Source organism: Nocardia gipuzkoensis (assembly GCF_021183645.1).
Taxonomy (GTDB): Bacteria; Actinomycetota; Actinomycetes; order Mycobacteriales; family Mycobacteriaceae; genus Nocardia; species Nocardia abscessus.
In genome coordinates this window covers 382,138-400,481 of sequence record NZ_CP089225.1, presented here as the reverse complement: position 1 = coordinate 400,481, position 18,344 = coordinate 382,138, and the positions used below count along the sequence as shown (strand labels likewise).

General features: G+C 68.2%; 16 protein-coding genes, 1 tRNA gene and 2 pseudogenes. 13 read left to right on the top strand and 6 right to left on the bottom strand.

Features of this window, described 5'->3' with window-relative positions:
- Nucleotides 1–16: 16 nt before the first annotated feature.
- Nucleotides 17–829 carry an acyl-CoA thioesterase gene (locus tag LTT66_RS01800; protein ID WP_228782459.1) on the top strand — a complete coding sequence of 271 codons (813 nt, stop codon included), beginning with the start codon at nt 17–19 and terminating at the stop codon, nt 827–829.
- Between the two features lie 2 nt (nt 830–831).
- Here the strand turns inward: LTT66_RS01800 and LTT66_RS01795 are convergent, their stop codons facing one another.
- The 3 genes from LTT66_RS01795 to LTT66_RS01785 form a co-directional block, all read right to left on the bottom strand.
- Nucleotides 832–1,218, bottom strand: coding sequence for a hypothetical protein (locus LTT66_RS01795; protein WP_233063402.1), 387 nt, complete (start codon nt 1,216–1,218; stop codon nt 832–834).
- Between the two features lie 202 nt (nt 1,219–1,420).
- A complete protein-coding gene (locus LTT66_RS01790) occupies nt 1,421–2,041 on the bottom strand; it encodes an arsenate reductase/protein-tyrosine-phosphatase family protein (RefSeq protein ID WP_233063401.1) in 621 nt (206 codons plus the stop codon).
- Between the two features lie 522 nt (nt 2,042–2,563).
- Nucleotides 2,564–2,647 (bottom strand) — tRNA-Leu (locus tag LTT66_RS01785).
- A 225-nt stretch (nt 2,648–2,872) separates the two neighbouring features.
- Between LTT66_RS01785 and LTT66_RS01780 the strand changes: the two genes are divergently transcribed.
- The 9 genes and pseudogenes from LTT66_RS01780 to LTT66_RS01740 all read left to right on the top strand — a co-directional run bounded on the left by LTT66_RS01780 (nt 2,873) and on the right by LTT66_RS01740 (nt 14,518).
- Nucleotides 2,873–3,490 carry an ANTAR domain-containing response regulator gene (locus LTT66_RS01780; RefSeq protein WP_040777220.1) on the top strand — a complete coding sequence of 206 codons (618 nt, stop codon included), beginning with the start codon at nt 2,873–2,875 and terminating at the stop codon, nt 3,488–3,490.
- Nucleotides 3,491–3,672: 182 nt separating this feature from the next.
- On the top strand, nt 3,673–4,914 hold the full coding sequence (locus tag LTT66_RS01775) for a branched-chain amino acid ABC transporter substrate-binding protein (RefSeq protein ID WP_408638729.1): 1,242 nt from the start codon (nt 3,673–3,675) through the stop codon (nt 4,912–4,914).
- A 93-nt stretch (nt 4,915–5,007) separates the two neighbouring features.
- Nucleotides 5,008–6,045 (top strand): branched-chain amino acid ABC transporter permease, encoded by a 1,038-nt coding sequence (locus LTT66_RS01770; protein WP_195068573.1) that lies wholly within the window; start codon nt 5,008–5,010, stop codon nt 6,043–6,045.
- Nucleotides 6,042–7,460, top strand: coding sequence for a branched-chain amino acid ABC transporter permease (locus LTT66_RS01765; protein WP_233063399.1), 1,419 nt, complete (start codon nt 6,042–6,044; stop codon nt 7,458–7,460). The genes LTT66_RS01770 and LTT66_RS01765 overlap by 4 nt, the downstream gene beginning before the upstream one ends.
- A pseudogene (locus LTT66_RS01760) lies at nt 7,457–8,407 on the top strand (ABC transporter ATP-binding protein); the annotation flags it as partial. The gene LTT66_RS01765 and the pseudogene LTT66_RS01760, both read left to right, overlap by 4 nt.
- A gap of 165 nt (nt 8,408–8,572) precedes the next feature.
- Nucleotides 8,573–9,268 (top strand): ABC transporter ATP-binding protein, encoded by a 696-nt coding sequence (locus LTT66_RS01755; protein WP_227955049.1) that lies wholly within the window; start codon nt 8,573–8,575, stop codon nt 9,266–9,268.
- 28 nt (nt 9,269–9,296) lie between these two features.
- On the top strand, nt 9,297–10,985 hold the full coding sequence (locus LTT66_RS01750; RefSeq protein WP_233063398.1) for a DUF885 domain-containing protein: 1,689 nt from the start codon (nt 9,297–9,299) through the stop codon (nt 10,983–10,985).
- A gap of 99 nt (nt 10,986–11,084) precedes the next feature.
- Complete coding sequence (gene polA / locus LTT66_RS01745; protein ID WP_233063397.1) at nt 11,085–13,829, top strand: DNA polymerase I; 2,745 nt, start codon at nt 11,085–11,087, stop codon at nt 13,827–13,829.
- Between the two features lie 195 nt (nt 13,830–14,024).
- Nucleotides 14,025–14,518: pseudogene (locus LTT66_RS01740) on the top strand (beta-class carbonic anhydrase).
- A gap of 74 nt (nt 14,519–14,592) precedes the next feature.
- Here LTT66_RS01740 and LTT66_RS01735 read toward each other — a convergent pair.
- Complete coding sequence (locus LTT66_RS01735) at nt 14,593–14,907, bottom strand: DUF6191 domain-containing protein (protein WP_181720090.1); 315 nt, start codon at nt 14,905–14,907, stop codon at nt 14,593–14,595.
- A gap of 123 nt (nt 14,908–15,030) precedes the next feature.
- On the opposite strand from LTT66_RS01735, the gene LTT66_RS01730 reads away from it, so the two are divergent.
- A complete protein-coding gene (locus tag LTT66_RS01730; protein WP_233063396.1) occupies nt 15,031–15,237 on the top strand; it encodes a hypothetical protein in 207 nt (68 codons plus the stop codon).
- A 97-nt stretch (nt 15,238–15,334) separates the two neighbouring features.
- Complete coding sequence (locus tag LTT66_RS01725) at nt 15,335–15,772, top strand: 2-isopropylmalate synthase (protein WP_233063395.1); 438 nt, start codon at nt 15,335–15,337, stop codon at nt 15,770–15,772.
- Nucleotides 15,773–15,931: 159 nt separating this feature from the next.
- Here the strand turns inward: LTT66_RS01725 and trxA are convergent, their stop codons facing one another.
- Together trxA and LTT66_RS01715 are read right to left on the bottom strand one after the other, a co-directional pair.
- Nucleotides 15,932–16,312: a thioredoxin gene (trxA, locus tag LTT66_RS01720; protein ID WP_181720088.1), complete on the bottom strand. Its 381-nt coding sequence runs from the start codon at nt 16,310–16,312 to the stop codon at nt 15,932–15,934.
- A gap of 47 nt (nt 16,313–16,359) precedes the next feature.
- Nucleotides 16,360–16,890: a 2'-5' RNA ligase family protein gene (locus LTT66_RS01715; protein WP_233063394.1), complete on the bottom strand. Its 531-nt coding sequence runs from the start codon at nt 16,888–16,890 to the stop codon at nt 16,360–16,362.
- A 78-nt stretch (nt 16,891–16,968) separates the two neighbouring features.
- Between LTT66_RS01715 and LTT66_RS01710 the strand changes: the two genes are divergently transcribed.
- Nucleotides 16,969–18,063: an isocitrate/isopropylmalate dehydrogenase family protein gene (locus LTT66_RS01710; protein ID WP_233063393.1), complete on the top strand. Its 1,095-nt coding sequence runs from the start codon at nt 16,969–16,971 to the stop codon at nt 18,061–18,063.
- The last annotated feature ends 281 nt before the right edge of the window (nt 18,064–18,344 follow it).

Here is an 18,344-nt window from a genome sequence, read left to right as displayed (position 1 = left end):
GCTCGATCTCGAGCAGATGGACGAGGATGTGTTCGTCGGCCAGCACCCGGAGAAGGTGTGGAGCCGGACCTTCGGCGGTCAGCTCGTCTCGCAGGCCATCATCGCGGCGGGCCGGACGGTCGGTGACCGTCCGGTGCACGCGGTCAACGCGCATTTCGTGCGCGGTGGCGACGTGAAGAAGCCGATCGAGTACCGGGTCGACCGTCATCGCGACGGCCGGGCGTTCGCCAACCGCACGGTGACCGCCAGCCAGGACGGCCAGGAGCTGTTCGTGATGCTCGCCGCGTTCCAGGATTGGGGCACGGGACTCGAGCACGCGCATGCCCAGCCGGAGGTGCCGGACCCGGAGACGCTGCCGCGGGTGGAGGAGAGCTTCGAAGGCTTGGAGGACAAGCTGGAGATGTTCGTGAAGGCGCCGCATCCGATCGACATGCGGTACACCAACGATCCGGCGTGGATCCTGAAGGGCACGGGAGAGCGGCTCAACCACAACCGCGTGTGGATGCGCGCGGACGGCAAGCTGCCCGACGATCCGCTGATCCACGTGGCGACGCTGGGCTATTCGTCCGACACCACGGTGCTGGACTCGATCATCACCACCCATGGGCTGTCCTGGGGGCTGGACCGCATCATCGCGGCCACGGTCAACCACTCGATCTGGTTCCACCGCCCGTTCCGTTTCGACGAGTGGGCGCTGTACTGCACCGAGTCACCGGTGGCCGCGGGCTCCCGTGGCCTGGCGACCGGGCGCTTCTACTCCCGCAGCGGCGATCTGCTGGCCACCACGGTGCAAGAGGGACTCATCCGCCACTTCCCCGCGCGGCGCTAGGACTACAGCAGTTCGTGGTGGCGATCGATGTCGAGATCGACATCGGTGCGTTGTGAGGCGCGGATCGAGACCGGGATCCCACCGCCCGGCTCGGTTCGCGTCAGCCCGGAGATTCCGTGCAGCAGTTGCCGTTCCAGCGCCGCCATGTGGTCGTCGGTCAGCTGATCCGGTGCCCCGACCAGGCTGAGCGCGATCTCGTAGGTGCCGCGGTCGCCCGCGCCACCGCAGGACGGATCGGTGTGGCAGCGGCGCTCGAGAGCCGTGTGGGCCGGGTCGTCGGCGTCGACCGGCAAGGTGAACCGCCAGGCGAACACGTCGCGGTCGGTGAGGTGGTCGTCGACGACCGCGCGCACGGTGTCCACGACGCGTTCGAGGATTTCCGGTGTCACATAAACATGGAGCGAAACATCCGAAATGCGTTTCGGCATGTCTGATTCCTGTCCTGTGTCGAACCAGCAACGGCGGAGAGTGTTGTCCGGCGGGAGTTTAGTGCGTCCGGGACGGAAATGGACATAGCCGAGTGGTAACAGGTTGACGCGTGACACGTCGAGGTGCGTCACACCGTGCGGTTGTCCGCGGTCGCGCCTGCGATCACCGGGTGCGCTGGGCGGCGAGGAAGGTCGCCAGCGGTGCGGGCGCGCCGCCGGGACGGATCACCAGTCCGCGGCGCTCGTCGTGGGGCCAGCGCGGCTGCTCGTGCGGGGCGAGCGCCAGCAGCAGCGGCACCAGTGCCTCGGCGATCCGATCGCCGACCTCGCAGAAGGCATGGGCGGACAACCCGACCGGGTCGGCGATGTTCTCCCGGCCGACCAGCGACAGATCATTGCGCGCCTGGTGCAATTCGGCGACCGTGCGCGCACCGGTGACATGGGCGATGCGGTGGGCCTCCAGCAATGTGAAGGTGCGCGGGCCCGCACCGAAAGCCAGGTCGATCACCTGATCGCGAATCTGCTCGGTCATCGTGAGGACCAGGTCGGCCTTGTCGATCATCTCCGGTTTCAGGCGACGGGCCCGGAAGTTGCCCGGGTCTGCGCCGAGCCCGGCGATGGTCTGCGCGGCGAGCGGCTCGACCGGAAATCCGACCAGCGCACGGGTTCCGGCGCTCTCGGCGGTGAGATAGGGGAGATCGTATTCGACCGCGAGGGCGCGCGTGAGCCGCTCGGCGATCACCGAACGGCAAACGTTGCCGTTGCAGACGAACAGGACGTGCATACAGAACACGATAAGGGGCACGGAAGCTACCAGAAGGTCCCAAGTCGTTAGTCCCACATGTGGGAACAACATATTCATCTGCTCGTAGCGCGCCGTACACGCAGCTCGCCGCTTTCGGCCGCTGGCCTGCGACGTACGTCACTCCGCGGAGTGGTGCGGTGGGATTCTCACCCCGCAGCGCACACATTCAAACGCTGCTCTGTGATTACTCCGAGATATGACGCGTGCGCAGACTACCCCGATTCGCTGCCGTAGTAAAAGGATTCGCTCACGAGGTGTGAGACGATGGCCCGTCCCCTGGCCCCGCCGCAGGCGGAGTCCCGGTGATCGCGCAAGGCGACGACGGCTTGAACCGCGCGAGCCCGGTGGGCGGATCCTGTTCCGCTCCCAACGCAACCACGCACACCGGGGGGTTCGGGGGGCGAAGCCCCGCCGAGCGGGGCCTGGGGGTTGCACCCCCAGAAGAAACGACGAGCGCCCCCTGCGAGCGCTCTCCGCGAGCAGGGGACACCCAAAAGCGAGTGCCGAGTGTGGGACTCGAACCCACACGTCCTTTCGGACAACGGTTTTTGAGACCGTCGCGTCTGCCAGTTCCGCCAACCCGGCGCACCGGATGGCAACTATAGCGGGTCGGGTGGTGTGGAAGCGAATGGGTCGGGGTTGCGGCGCGAGCGCACGGTTTGCGCAGGGTATATGCGTTCTACGCCGAAGTGAAAGGTACTCTTTACATCACTCGACAGCCCGATGGTCGGCCCACGGTCGCCCGGTGCGATCGCGGACTTTCCTTCGGTTTGATCGGGTACAGGGCATCGGAACCAGAGGGGTCTACCTATGAGCACAGCAGCTGGGGGCGCCGGCACCAAACGGGACGCCGGGGCGAAGCGGGTCGTCGTCGCCGAAGACGAAGCGCTCATTCGCATGGATCTGGTCGAGATGCTGACCGAAGAGGGCTATCAGGTGGTCGGCGAGGCGGGTGATGGTCAGCAGGCGGTGGATCTCGCGGTCGAGCACCGGCCGGACCTGGTCATCATGGATGTGAAGATGCCGCGCCGCGACGGCATCGACGCCGCGGCCGAGATCGCGTCGAAACGCGTTGCGCCCGTGGTGATCTTGACCGCGTTCAGCCAGCGTGACCTGGTGGAGCGGGCGCGGGACGCCGGTGCGATGGCGTATCTGGTGAAGCCGTTCACGAAATCGGATCTGGTGCCCGCCATCGAATTGGCGGCCAGCCGCTTCCATGAGATCACCGCGCTGGAGAGCGAGGTCGCGAATCTCGCCGACCGGCTCGAGACGCGCAAGCTGGTCGAGCGCGCCAAGGGTGTTCTGATGCAGACCCAGGGTCTTTCCGAGCCGCAGGCGTTCAAGTGGATTCAGCGCACCGCAATGGACCGTCGCACCACGATGAAGGCGGTCGCGGAGGTCGTGTTGGAGAACCTGACGCCCAAGTGACCGCGGCGGCGGGAAAATTTACGCGGACGAAACGTCATCGTGAACAAGAATTCGAAACGATGTCGCGCGCATGATCCGAATGTGATGCGGAACTAACGTACCGACGCTATGTTCTGACCGGGCTGACATGGTCGGCCTCCTCGGCGACCCCGGGGGAGCACAGAACTTAGATGAGGTGAAACGTGCTTAGTTCGACATGGCGCAGTCGCTCGACGCTCGGTGTCCTGGCCGTCGGCGCCGCCGCCGCGCTGGTGCTGACCGGTTGTAGTGACAAATCCACCAGCAGCGGTTCGGATTCCTCGGGCACCAACGGCGCGGGTGGCCTGTCCATCCAGCCGGTGCTGCAGGTCGACCAGCAGGGCAAGGAGGTGCCGAAGGCCGACGCGGCCGCGGCTGCCGATCCCGCGGGCGACGGCAAGGCGACCTGCGCGCCGGGTACGGCAGTCGCGATGGCCGGCGCGCTGACGGGTCCGGACGCCGCGCTCGGCATCAACATCGTCAACGGCGTCAAGCTCGCCCTCGACAAGCACAACAAGGCCAACCCCGGCTGCAAGATCGAGCTCAAGCAGTTCGACACCGAGGGCGACCCGCAGAAGGCCACCCAGGTGATCCCGCAGATCGTCAACGACCGGTCGATCATCGGCCTGGTCGGTCCCGCGTTCTCCGGGGAGACGAAGGCGACCGGCAAGATCCTCAGCGACGCCGGGCTGGTCTCGGTCACCTCGTCGGCGACCAACGCGACGCTGACCCAGAACGGCTGGACGACCTTCTTCCGCGGTCTGGCCAACGATGACGTGCAGGGCCCCTCGGTGGCGAAGTACCTGGTCAACACCGCGGGCTTCAAGAAGGTCTGTGTCATCCAGGACAACACCGACTACGGCACCGGCCTGGCGAAGTCGATCACCGAGGGTCTCGGCGCGGCCGCCGACCCGGCCTGCGCCGCCAGTATCAAGAAGGGCGACAAGGACTTCTCCGCGACGGTCACCAAGGTGGCGGCCGCGAACCCGGACGCCATCTTCTACTCCGGGTACTACTCCGAGGGCGCGCCGCTGGCCCAGCAGTTGAAGTCCGGTGGCGTGAAGGCGGTCTTCGTCTCCGCCGACGGCACCAACGACCCGCAGTTCGTCGCCCAGGCGGGCAGTGCCGCCAAGGGCGCGAAGCTGTCGTGCCCGTGCGGTCCCGCCCCGGAGAACTTCGCCAAGGACTACGAGGCGCTCAACGGCCAGGCGCCGGGCGTCTACTCGGTCGAGGCCTACGACCTCACCACGATCCTGGCCAAGGGCATCGACGGCGGTAAGGTCACCCGCCCGGACCTGCTCGACTATGTGCGGACGTACGACGGTGCCGGCCTCGCGCGTCAGTACAAGTGGAACCCGAACGGTGAACTGTCGAACGCACTGATCTGGGTGTACGAGGTCAAGTAGCCCCGGATCCCGGGCGCACGGCACGTACGGGGGTTCATCCGAATCCCCGTACGTGCCGTTGTTCGGTGGGCGAAAGGATGAGGGCAGAAATAAATGAAACAAACGCTATTGGCCGGTGGGGTACAACTCGCCGCCGGTTCGATCGACTTCAACTACGAGGGACTGGTCGATAGTTTCTGGCGACTGACCGTGGACGGCGTGACCTACGGCGCCATCTATGCGTTGGTCGCCGTGGGCTACACCTTGGTCTACGGCGTATTGCGGCTGATCAATTTCGCCCATTCGGAAATTTTCATGCTCGGGTTGTTCGGGCAATTGATCGGGTTGATGATCTTCGGATTCGTCGCGAGTCCGGACGTTTACACCCAGGGTGTGGTGCTCACCGTCGTCTATCTGGGTTTGGCGATGATCGTGGGCATGCTGGTCTCCGGCGGCGCGGCCGTCGGGTTGGAGCGGGTGGCCTACCGGCCCTTGCGCAAACGGGGCGCGAAGCCGCTGGCCTTCCTGATCACGGCGATCGGCATGTCGTTCGTGCTGCAGGAACTGGTGCACTTCGTGCTGCCGAAGATCCGCCCCGATCTCGGTGGCACCAACGCGCAGCAGCCGATCCGGCTGGTCGAGCCCACCGTGCAGTTCAGTTTCGGCGGCGCGGACGTCACCAACATCATGCTGCTCATCGTGCTGGCGGCGGTGGTGCTGGCGATCGCCACCGAGGTGCTGATCAACCGGACCAAGTTCGGCCGTGGCATCCGCGCCGTGGCCCAGGACCCGGACACCGCGACGCTGATGGGCGTGTCGCGCGAGCGGGTCATCATGCTGACCTTCCTCATCGGCGGCGTGCTCGCGGGCGCGGCGGCGATGCTGTTCACGCTGAAGATCCCGAACGGGATCATCTACTCCGGCGGGTTCGTCCTCGGCATCAAGGCGTTCAGCGCCGCGGTGCTCGGTGGTATCGGCAACCTGCGCGGTGCGCTGCTCGGCGGACTGCTGCTCGGTGTGGTGGAGCAGTACGGCCAGATCCTCTTCGGCACCGAGTGGCGTGACGTGGTCGCGTTCGTGGTGCTGGTTCTTGTGCTGATGGTTCGCCCGACCGGCATCCTCGGCGAGAGTCTCGGAAGGGCACGCGCATGACCGAAACGACCAAGACGGCGTCCGCGCCGGACGACGCGCGCCGCGGCCTCGGCGATGCGCTGCGCACCTGGTGGGACGGCCTGAGCAGGCCCGCGCAGTGGGGCGTCGGCGTCCCGATCCTCATCCTGCTGGCACTGCTGCCGTTGTTCCCGCCGCCGCTGCTGAACACTCCCTCCTACAACTTCGGCCTGGTGATGGCGCAGGTGGCGATGTACGCGCTGCTGGCCATCGGCTTGAACGTGGTGGTCGGCCAGGCGGGTCTGCTCGACCTCGGTTACGTCGGTTTCTACGCGGTCGGCGCCTACACCGTCGGCCTGCTCACCAGCCCCAACAGCCCGTGGAACCAGACCGACGGCGGCTGGCTCGATCCGGACTGGGCGTGGCTGGCCTGCCTGCCGATCGCGGTCGCGGTGACCGCGGTCTCCGGCCTGATCCTCGGTTCGCCCACGCTGCGCCTGCGCGGCGACTACCTGGCGATCGTGACGCTCGGGTTCGGTGAGATCGTCCGGCTGCTCGCCGAGAACCTCACCGAGATCACCAACGGCAGCCTCGGCCTGTCGGGTGTGGCATATCCGCACGTCGGCGAGTCGGCGAGCAAACCGGAGGGCGTGTTCTCCGGTGGCAACAGCGGCGACCCCGACAGCGCGAATCTCCTCGACCGCGCCAGCTACGGCACCTACTGGTACTGGTTCGGTATGGCGCTGGTGGTCGTCGTGCTGCTGGTGGTCGGCAATCTGGAGCGCAGCCGGGTCGGCCGCGCCTGGGTGGCGATCCGCGAGGACGAGGACGCGGCCGAGATCATGGGTGTGCCGACGTTCAAGTTCAAGCTGTGGGCGTTCATGATCGGCGCCGCGGTGGGCGGTATGTCCGGTGCTATCTACGCCGGGCAGGTGCAGTTCATCAACCCCACCGGCTTCAACATCATCAACTCGATGCTGTTCCTGTGCGCGGTGGTCATCGGCGGCCAGGGCAACAAGCTCGGGGTGATCTTCGGCGCGTTCGTCATCGCCTATCTGCCCGCACGGCTGCAGTCGGTGAATCTGGTGAGCAACGAGTCGACCGGGTACGTCCTGCTGGCGATCGATGTCACGGCGTTCGTCGCCCTGATCGTCGCCTGGCGCTTGTGGGCGGCCCGGCTGGGCGTGTGGCAGCGCCGCGGTGTGATCACCGGCATGGTGGCGACCGGCGTGCTGGCGTTGCTGCTGCTGGGCAGCGTGCTGCTGTTCCGCAAGGGCGGAGCGCAGTCGCTGGGCGACCTCAAGTATCTGTATTTCGGTATCGCGTTGGTGGTGATGATGATTCTGCGTCCACAGGGTCTGTTCCCGGTGCGGCAGAAGCTGCTCACCTACGGCAGGCAGGTGTACCAGGCCGTGCGCAGACCGGCCGCGGTCGAGCCGATCGGAGCGGGACGATGACCGGGCCCGGCGCGGGTGACGCGCTGTTCGACAACGAGGACATGGCCGCGGGCTACGCGGCCGAGCCGCAGGTCGAGTCCGCGGGCACGGTCGACGTCACCCAGGTGATCCCCGACCTCGCCGACGCCGAGACCGTCGCCGAAGTCGTCGCCCCGCACCGCGAGATCGAGACCGCGGTGGGTGAGCCGCTGTTGCGCACCGAGGGCCTCACGGTGAAGTTCGGCGGTCTCACCGCCCTGGACCAGGTGAGCTTCGAGATCCGCCGCGGCGAGATCCTCGGTCTCATCGGGCCCAACGGCGCGGGCAAGACCACCTGCTTCAACGCGATCACCGGTGTCTACCAGCCCGCCTCCGGACTGGTTTCCTTCGACGGCAAGCCGCTCACCAAGACCAAGCGCAACGCGATCACCCGGCTCGGCATCGCCCGCACGTTCCAGAACGTGCGGCTCTTCGGCGAGATGACCGCGCTGGAGAACGTGGTGGTCGGCACCGACGCCCGGCACCGGACCTCGGTGCCGGGCGCGGTGTTCCGGACGCCGCGGCACCGGCGCGAGGAGCGTGACGCGATCGAGCGCGGCATGGCGCTGCTGGAGTTCGTCGGCATCGCCCCGCGGGCGGTGGAGAAGGCGCGCAACCTCTCCTACGGCGACCAGCGCCGCCTGGAGATCGCCCGCGCGCTGGCCACCGAGCCGAAGCTGCTGTGCCTGGACGAGCCCGCGGCCGGATTCAATCCGAGCGAGAAGTCCGCGCTCATGGATCTGATCCGCAAGATCCGCGACGACGGGTTCACGGTGCTGCTGATCGAGCACGACATGCGGCTGGTCATGGGCGTGACCGACCGGATCGTGGTGCTCGAGTTCGGCCGCAAGATCGCCGACGGGCTGCCCGCGGACATCAAGGACAATCCCGCCGTGATCGCCGCGTACCTCGGTGTGCCGGATTCCGAGGCGATCGAATCCGGCCCTGCCGCAGACGAAGACGGCGAGGCGGGCGACGGCGCGCCGACCGGGCCGGAACCCGGTGCCGTGCCGCTCGGCAAGGCCGCGGTAACCGAACCGGAGGCGACGCGCAAGCCCGCGGCCGCGGGCGCGCCGCTGCTCGAGGTCGAGGGCATGGTCGTCAACTACGGCAGGATCCAGGCGCTGCACGGGATCTCGCTGACCGTCGCCGAGGGCGAGCTGGTCACCCTGCTCGGCGCCAACGGCGCGGGCAAGACGACCACCATGCGCGCGATGTCCGGGCTGCTGCCGCTGACCCGGGGCCGCATCCTGTTCGAGGGCCGCGACATCACTCGGATGAAGGCGCACGAGCGGGTGACCCACGGGCTGATCCAGGCGCCGGAGGGCCGGGGCGTCTTCCCCGGCATGACGGTGCAGGAAAACCTCGACATGGGTTGCTACGGACGCGGTTTCAAGCAGAAGGCCGAGTACCAGCGGACGCTGGAGTGGGTGTTCGAGCTGTTCCCCCGGTTGCTCGAACGGCGCAAACAGGTCGGCGGCACGCTGTCGGGCGGCGAGCAGCAGATGCTGGCCATCGCCCGCGCGCTGATGGCGCGACCGCGCCTGCTGCTGCTCGACGAACCGTCGATGGGCTTGGCGCCCATGGTGATCCAGCAGATCTTCCGGATCATCAGCGAGATCAACCAGCAGGGCACCACGGTGCTGCTGGTGGAGCAGAACGCCCAGCAGGCGCTGGCCCGCAGCGACCGCGCCTACATCATGGAGACCGGTGAGGTCACCAAGACCGGCCGCGGCGCCGAGTTGCTCACCGATCCCGCGGTGAAATCGGCGTACCTGGGCGTGGGTTAGTCGCCTGCCGCGCGGCCCGGCTCGAGGCATGATCGTCACCATGGATGGTCACGACGAGCTGATGAGCCTGGCCGAGCGGTATTGGGACAGTGTGCTCGAGGCGGCGCCGAGCGAGGCGACTCTGCTCGGCGACCGCCGCTTCGACGATCGGATCGAGGATCTGTCCGTCGACGCGGAACAGCGGTCGCTGTCGACCTGGCGCGAGTTGCTGCGCACCGTCGACGCGCTCGACGCCGAGCGGTTGAACCCGACCGACCGCGTCACCCGCAGCCTGCTGCGCACCGAGCTGAGCGGTGCGATCGAGCACCTGGAATGGCGGCCGGTGGAGCTGGCCTCCGACCAGATGAGCGGCGTGCACGCGGGCGTGCTCATGGTGGCGCCGCAGACGAACGCGCCGCGGCCGGAGCACGCGCTGGCGCTGGTGCGCCGGTACCGGCAGTTCGGTGACATGCTCGGCCAGGCCGTGCAGCGGTTCCGGTCGGGCCTGGCCGCCGGGCGCGCGCCCGCGCGGATCACCATCGAGCGCTCGCTCAATCAGCTCGACGGCTATCTGGATTCCGACATCGCCGCCGACCCGTTCGTCACCTTCTCCGGGCCGGAAGGCTGGGACGGCGAGTCCGCGTGGCGCTCCGAATTGGCCGACGTGGCCCGGGATGTCATCCGGCCCGCCTTCCAGGTCTACCGCGATGCGCTCTACGACGAACTGCTGCCCGCCGCCCGCCCCGACGACAAGCCGGGCCTGTGCTGGCTCGGCGCCGACGGCGAGGACATCTACCGGCGGCAGCTGCACCACCACACGACGCTGCCCGATCTCGGCGCCGAGGAGATCCACGAACTGGGCCTGGCCGAGCTGGCGAAGCTGCGCGAGGAGTACGCGACGGTGGGCGCTCGCCTGTTCGGCACCGGCGATCTCGGCGAGATCTTCGGACGGCTGCGCGACGATCCCGAGCTGTGCTACGACGACGCCGAGCAGATCATGTTCGACGCCCGCAGGGCGCTGGCCGTGGCCACCGCCGAGATGGGGAACTGGTTCGGGCGCCTGCCGAAGGAATCCTGTGACATCGTCCCGGTTCCGGAGTTCCTGGCCGCGGATGCGCCTGCGGCGTACTACTTCCCGCCCGCCGCCGACGGGTCACGGCCGGGCACGTATTTCGTCAACCAGCACCATCCCACGGGCCGCGGCCGCTACGAGACCGCGTCGGTGGCCTTCCACGAGGCGATTCCGGGCCATCATCTGCAGCTCACCATCGCCAACGAACTCGACCACCTGCCCCGCTTCCAGCGTCAATCCTTCGCGAACACCGCCTTCGTCGAGGGCTGGGCGCTCTACACCGAGCGTCTGGCCGACGAAATGGGCTTGTACGAAGACGATCTCGGGCGACTGGGCATGCTGGCCGGTGACTCCTGGCGCTCCTGCCGCCTGGTGGTCGACACCGGCCTGCACGCGAAGGGGTGGAGCAGGCAGCAGGCCATCGACTTCATGGTGGCCAACGCGCCGGTCGGGCTCGCCGAGATCACCGTGGAGGTCGATCGCTACATCGCCATGCCGGGGCAGGCGGTCGGCTACAAGATCGGCCAGCTGGAGATCCTGCGCCAGCGGGTGGGGGCCACCGAACGGCTCGGCGCGGACTTCGACATCAAGGCCTTCCACGACGTGGTGCTCGGTTCCGGGTCGGTGAGCCTGCCCGTGCTGCGCGAACTGGTCGCCACGCTGTGAACGGCGTGGGGCGCGGTCGGCGACCGCGCCCCACGGCCGGGAGTCCGGGCTGGGTGTCGGCGTATCGCCTTGTCGGTGCCGGTCCCTAGACTCTGGTGCGTGAGTTCACCCACGACCGCTCCGCGTCCCGCCCCCGCGTCCGGCTCCAGCGATCCCGGCTCGGGAGACCGGCCGACGCTGCTGTTGCTGGACGGGCATTCGATCGCCTATCGCGCGTTCTTCGCGCTACCGGCGGAGAACTTCAAGACGGTCACCGGGCAGACCACCAACGCCGTCTACGGCTTCACCGCGATGTTGATCAACCTGCTGCGCGACGAGAAGCCGACGCACGTGGCGGCGGCGTTCGACGTGTCGCGCCAGACCTTCCGCGCCGAGGCGTACCCGGAGTACAAGGCGAACCGCACCACCACGCCGGACGAGTTCCGCGGGCAGGTGGAACTCACCAAGGACGTGCTCGGCGCGCTGGGCATCCCGGTGATGGCGATCGACGGCTTCGAAGCCGACGACATCATCGCCACGCTCACCACCCAGGCCGCGGCCGCGGGTTTCCGGGTCCTCATCGTCACCGGTGACCGCGACGCCATCCAGTTGGTCGACGAGAACGTCACCGTGCTGTACCCGCGCAAAGGCGTCTCCGACCTGACCCGGTTCACCCCCGGGGAAGTGCTGGCCAAGTACGGCCTCACACCGAGTCAATACCCGGACTACGCGGCGCTGCGCGGCGATCCGAGCGACAACCTTCCCGGTATCCCCGGGGTCGGCGAGAAGACCGCCGCCAAATGGATTCGGGAATACGGTGACCTGAACACGCTGGTGGAGAAGGTCGATCAGGTGAAGGGCAAGGTCGGCGACGCGCTGCGGGCGAACCTGAGCAGCGTGGTGCTCAACCGGCAGCTCACCGAATTGATGCGGGAGGTGCCGCTGCCGTACACCCCTGATCAGCTGGCGCAGGGCCCGTGGGACCGCGGCAAGATCCACCAGCTGTTCGACGATCTCGAGTTCCGCGTGCTGCGCGACCGGCTGTTCGAGACGCTGGCCCCGCCGGAGCCGGAGGCGGAGGCGGGTTTCGAGATCAGCGGCGGCGCGCTGGAGATCGGCGCGGTGGCGTCCTGGCTCGCCGAGCATGCGCAATCCGGTGTGCGCCATGGTGTCTCGATCCTCGGCACGGGTTCCCCGGCCGGTGGCGACGTCCGCGCGCTGGCCATCGCGGCCGGCGACGGCGAGAGCGGGTACATCGACGTCACGGTGCTCACCCCGGAGGACGAGGCCGCGCTGGGCGCCTGGCTCGCCGACCCGGCCGTGCCGAAGGCGCTGCACGAGGCCAAGGCCGCGGTGCACGCGTTGCGCGGCCGCGGCTGGAGGCTCGGCGGGCTGACCAGCGATACCGCGCTGGCCGCGTATCTGGTGCGTCCGGGCCAGCGCACGTTCAACCTCGACGACCTGTCGCTGCGCTACCTGCACCGGGAGCTGCGCGCCGAGACCGACCAGACCGCGCAGCTGTCGCTGCTCGACGACGAGGACACCGTCGACGCCGAGCTGGCGCGGGCGCAGATGCTGCGCGCGCGTGCCGTCGCCGACCTGGCCGACGCGCTCGACGGGGAACTGGCCGAGATCGAGTCCACCCCGCTGCTGGCGGACATGGAGCTGCCGCTGCTCGGTGTGCTGTCCACCTTGGAGGAGGCGGGCATTGCGGTGGACACCGACCAGTTGGCGACGCTGCAGCGCCAGTTCGCCGACCGGGTCGCCGAGGCCGCCGAGGCGGCCTACGACGTGATCGGCAAGCAGATCAACCTGGGCTCGCCCAAGCAGTTGCAGGTGGTGCTGTTCGACGAGCTGGACATGCCGAAGACCAAGCGCACCAAGACCGGCTACACCACCGACGCCGACGCGCTGGAGTCGCTCTACGAGAAGACCCAGCACGCCTTCCTCGAACATCTGCTCGCGCACCGCGACGCCACCCGCCTGAAGGTCACCGTCGACGGACTGCTCAAGTGCGTCGCCGAGGACGGCCGCATCCACACCACGTTCAACCAGACCATCGCGGCCACCGGGCGGCTGTCCTCGACCGAACCGAACCTGCAGAACATCCCGATCCGCACCGACACCGGCAGGCAGATCCGCGACACCTTCGTGGTCGGCCCCGGTTACCAGTCGCTGATGACCGCGGATTACAGCCAGATCGAGATGCGGATCATGGCGCACCTGTCCGGGGACGAGAACCTGATCGAGGCGTTCAACTCCGGTGAGGATCTGCACAGCTTCGTAGCGTCGAAGGCGTTCGACATCCCGATCTCGGAAGTCAGCCCGGAACTGCGCCGCCGGATCAAAGCGATGTCCTACGGCCTGGCCTACGGGCTGAGCTCCTACGGCCTGTCCGCCCAGCTGAAGATCAGCACCACCGAGGCGAAGGAGCAGATGGAGGTCTACTTCGCCCGCTTCGGCCGCATCCGCGACTACCTGTACGAGGTGGTCGAGCAGGCGCGCAAGGTCGGCTACACCGAGACCCTGTTCGGGCGCCGCCGCTACCTGCCCGATCTGGACTCCAGCAACCGGCAGCGCCGGGAATCGGCCGAGCGGATGGCGCTCAACGCCCCGATCCAGGGCACCGCGGCCGACATCATCAAGGTGGCGATGATCAACGTGCACCGCGCGATGCGCGAGGCGGGCTTGCGCTCCAGGATGCTGCTACAGATCCATGACGAACTGCTGTTCGAGGTCGCCGACGGGGAACGGGAGGCGCTCGAGGCGCTGGCGCGCGAACAGATGTCCGCGGCGATCGCCCTGTCGGTGCCGCTGGAGGTCTCGGTCGGCGTCGGCCACAGCTGGGATTCCGCCGCGCACTGACCGGCGCACCGCAGGAGGACATGCCGGGCCCGACCGCAGGGGCTCGGCGTCCGGCATCCGCAGAGCTACTATCGGGCCGCCGCGTGCAAGTGAACGAATCACGGTGAACGGGACCGGTGTCTCGTGTTGCGCGGCCACCTACCGTGGGCTGGTCGCACATAGGGATTCACGCATACCGAGCGCAGGGGATGGCCCATGACTGTCACCGACGAGTACCTGGAGAACAACGCGGCCTATGCGAGCACCTTCCGAGGCCCGCTGCCGCTGCCGCCCGCGAAGGGCGTCGCGGTGCTCGCGTGCATGGACGCGCGGCTCAACGTCTACGGCGCGCTCGGCCTCGCCGAGGGCGAGGCGCATGTCATCCGCAATGCGGGCGGCGTGGTCACCGCCGATGAGATCCGTTCGCTGGCGATCAGTCAGCGGCTGCTGGGGACAGGGAGATCATCCTGATCCACCACACCGATTGCGGCATGCTCACCTTCACCGACGACGACTTCAAGGCGAGCATCCAGGAGGAGACCGGGATCGAGCCGGACTGGTCGGCCGAGGCGTTCTCGGACCTGGAAACCGATGTGCGCCAGTCGATCGCGCGCATCGTCGCCAGCCCGTTCGTGCCGCACAAGGACTCGATTCGCGGCTTCGTCTTCGACGTCGCCACCGGCAAGCTGAACGAGGTTCTTCCCCGCTAGCGCGGAACGAATTCCGCCCCGGCGCAGTGCGATCCGGATGTTCTCGCCCGGATCTCACTGCGCTGTGACGTGTTTCACGAAAGGCGGTGCGGCACCAGACGAGCCGAGCCGGCGGTGAGGTCCACCTCGTCGCGGGGCGGCGCGCCGTCGGACGCGTCCTCCCGGTGCATCAGCGTGGTCCTGCGCTGCTCGAACTCGTGCTGTTTGCCGCCCTGGAAAACCGCGGTGACCTCTTCGAAGCCCGCTGCCGCGACGGGGCGGCCGGACCGCTTGCGGGTCCAGGGCAGCACGCGGCTGCCGGTGAGCCTGTTCCAGACCACTTCGGCGAAGGCGAACAGGATGAGCAGGACGGCCAGGCCCGGGATGGTCATGGCGACGAGGAGACCCATGTCACCGACGCTACCGTCATCCCGCGCGCAAAGCCCTGAACTGCGCGGATGGTACTCGCCAGTAGACAAATCGGGCACCGGATGTGGTTGCTATTGCGTCGCGTTGTCCCTATTCTCGATGCCGTGCCGAATCCCGCCGACCGCCGCAGCGCAGCGCTCCATGTCGCAGACCGCGACAGCGCTCTGCTTTCGGCGTCGCTCACCGGGTCCTCCGTGGTCACGCAGGCTACCGCCTTCGAGCCCGAGGTTCGCGCCGAGCTACTTCCGCTCATCGCGATGGTGGCGCCGCGTCCCCGAGTCCTCGTAGTAGCCCGCCGCAGCGGGGTCTGATTCGGACCGGCCCCCTCGCTGCGGGCTGATTTGACTTGTTAGTGCTGGTCCCCTCTGTCAACTGAGCCACGACATTCTTCGGGAAGACCTACTTTCAATGACCATCCTGACTCTCGATACAGACATGTTCCACGCCGCCGCTCCCAAGGGCCTTCGCGCCGAAGCCGCGGGGCTGACCTCAGCGCAGTTCCACAGCCGCTACTGCGCGAACGGCGGTCCGATCCGCCTCGGTGAGTGGTCGCCCGCGGGCAGCCGCACCGCGGAGTTCACCGCCACGCTGGAATTCGCCGGCCATCTGCGGACCGTCATCGCCACCGGCAGCCCGGTCGCGGCGATGACCTCGGCGCTCTACGAGGAGGGCTATCCGGTGGAGATTCTGCAGTTCCACCAGCGGCGCACCGCGGACGGCACCGCCACGTTCGTGCAGTGCGAATGCAACGGCAGGCGCGGCTGGGGCGCGGCGATCGCGGATGACGGCGCCGAGTCGACGGTGCGCGCCATGATCGCGGGCGTCAACCTGCTCGGCATGTCCTGATCCGGGGCGTCCGACCGCGGGTAGGCAGTGCGCCCTCCGCGGTCGGACGCACTCCGCCGGAACTGGAGCGGGCCCGGCCACACACCGCGGCTCTCGCGGTGTCCGGGTTCGGGCCCGAGTGAATTGTCTTGCGGCGGAGCGACTTACCGTTTCGTGCGATTACGCTTCGGGCTCGGCGCCTGCCTGCTGCTCGGCGAGCTGCTTGCGCACCTCGTCCATATCCAGTGCCTTGACCTGGGTCACCAGATCCTCGAGCGCGGCGGGCGGCAGCGCGCCGGGCTGCGCGAACACCAGCACGCCCTCCCGGAAAGCCATGATGGTCGGGATGGAGCGGATGTTGGCGGCCGCCGCGAGGCCCTGCTCGGATTCGGTGTCGACCTTTCCGTGCACCACGTCGGGGTGCTTGGTGGAGGAGGCCTCGAAAGTCGGTGCGAAACTCTTGCACGGACCGCACCAATCGGCCCAGAAGTCGACGAGTACCACGTCGTTTCCGGTGACTACCTCATCGAAATTGTGCTGGGTCAGCGTCTGGGTGGCCATGACGTCCTCTCGTTTCGGTGTGCCTGCTACAACGCGGGCTGCTCCGGTTATCTTCCACGGCGGATCCGGCCGACCGGCCACTCGCGCCGCTGATCCCCGTCCCACCGACGGATACCCAGCACGGTCGCCGGAAAATCACGGTCCCGGGCGACGGCGTGGATCGCCTCGCCGAGTTGGTGCGGCGGGACCCGCCTGGCCAGGGTGATGTGCGGGGTCCAGGCGTCCGGATGCACGTTGGCCGGGACACCGGGGCACGGGGAAATGGTGTGGAAGATCCGGTGGTGCAGGGCGAGCAGGGCTTCGGTCGGGACCACCAGCCGCACCAGGATGGGGCGGCGCGCGCCGAAGACCACCAGCCCGCCCAGCCGCACGGGAATCGGCGAGAAGATCTGCTCGTCCAGCGCCTGCTCGATGCGCGGCCAGATCTGCCTGGCCACCGCGGCGGTGATGTGCGGGCGATTGGACTCGTCGGTGCGCGCGGCGAGACTCGCCACACCGGCCTCCGCGAGCAGCTGCCACTGGCGGCGGATCTCGGCGTCGGCGGCCTCGTCGAGGAGTAGTTCGACCGACTGCACCATGGCTCCCGAAGGTAACCGCAATCGGCGTGTCCGCGGGCCGGTTCCGGCAGCCGGGCACGCCGGCGGGAGGATGTTCCGGTGAACGACGCGAACCAGCCCCGGGGAGACCGGGCATTGCGGCTCGGCTTGATCGACGGCGACGGCATCGGCCCCGAGGTGGTGCGGGCCGCCAGGCAGGTGGTCGACGAGGCGCTGTCCGCGGCGGGCGCCGCGCCGGTCGAATGGGTGCCGCTGGCCATGGGGCACCGTGCCATCGCCGAGTTCGGCACCCCGCTGCCCGAGCAGACGCTCGAGGAACTGGCCGGGGTCGACGCCTGGATTCTCGGCCCGCACGACAACGCGTCCTATCCGGCCGAACATCGTGTCGCGCCGGGCGGGGTGATCCGCAAGCGTTTCGACCTCTACGCCAACATCCGCCCCGCGCGGGCCTTCGCCGGTGTGCAGGCGGCGGCGCCGGATATCGACCTGGTCATCGTCCGGGAGAACAGCGAAGGGTTCTACGCCGACCGCAATATGTTCGCCGGCTCGGGGGAGTTCCGGCCGACGCCGGATATCGCGATGTCGGTCGGCCTGGTGACCCGTGCCGCCTGCGAGCGGATCGCGCACCAGGCGTTCCGGCTGGCCGCGACGCGACACAAGCGGGTGACCATCGTCCACAAGGCCAACGTCCTGCCGCTGACCATGGGACTGTTCCGCGACGTCTGCCGGGAGGTCGGTCAGGAGTATCCGGGCGTCGAGGTGGACGACGAACACGTCGACGCGGCGGCCGCCCACCTGGTCCGCGCCGCCGCCGACTACGACGTACTGGTCACCGAGAACCTGTTCGGCGACATCCTGTCCGATCTGGCCGGGGAGTTGAGCGGATCGCTCGGGCTGGCCGCGTCGCTCAACTGCTCGGCCACCACGGCGATGGCCCAGGCGGTGCACGGTGCGGCGCCCTCGCTGGCCGGGCACAACCGGGCGAACCCGGTGGCGTTGCAGCTGTCCGCGGCGATGCTGTTGCGCTGGTTGGCGGCCCGGGACGCCGAGGTGGGTCTGGCGCGGGCGGGTGAACGGATCGAGCGGGCCGTCGCCGCGACTTTCGAGGCGGGCATCGCCACCGCCGATCTCGGGGGGCTGGCCTCCACCAGTGAATTCACCGAGCAGGTGTGCGCCAGGGTGCATCGCAGGTAGGCCGGGCGGGTGCGCCGGGACGGAATGCTCATACGCGCGGTGGTGTGCCCCGAGCCGCCAGCCGCAACCCGAACCCGCAGGTCAGCTAGCGTCGGGGTAGGGTGTCCCGCCGGTGAGTCGGCACGGGAGTCGCAACGGGTTCGTGTTGCTGTTGCATTACTGTCCAGCGCGGAGCGTCCCGGTCGCTTAGATTGCCAAACGGGTGGTGACGCCCGGGTTGCGTGGAGCAAAAATGTGGAGGACTGCTGTGTCTGATCGATTGTTTCTCGGCAGGCGCGCCC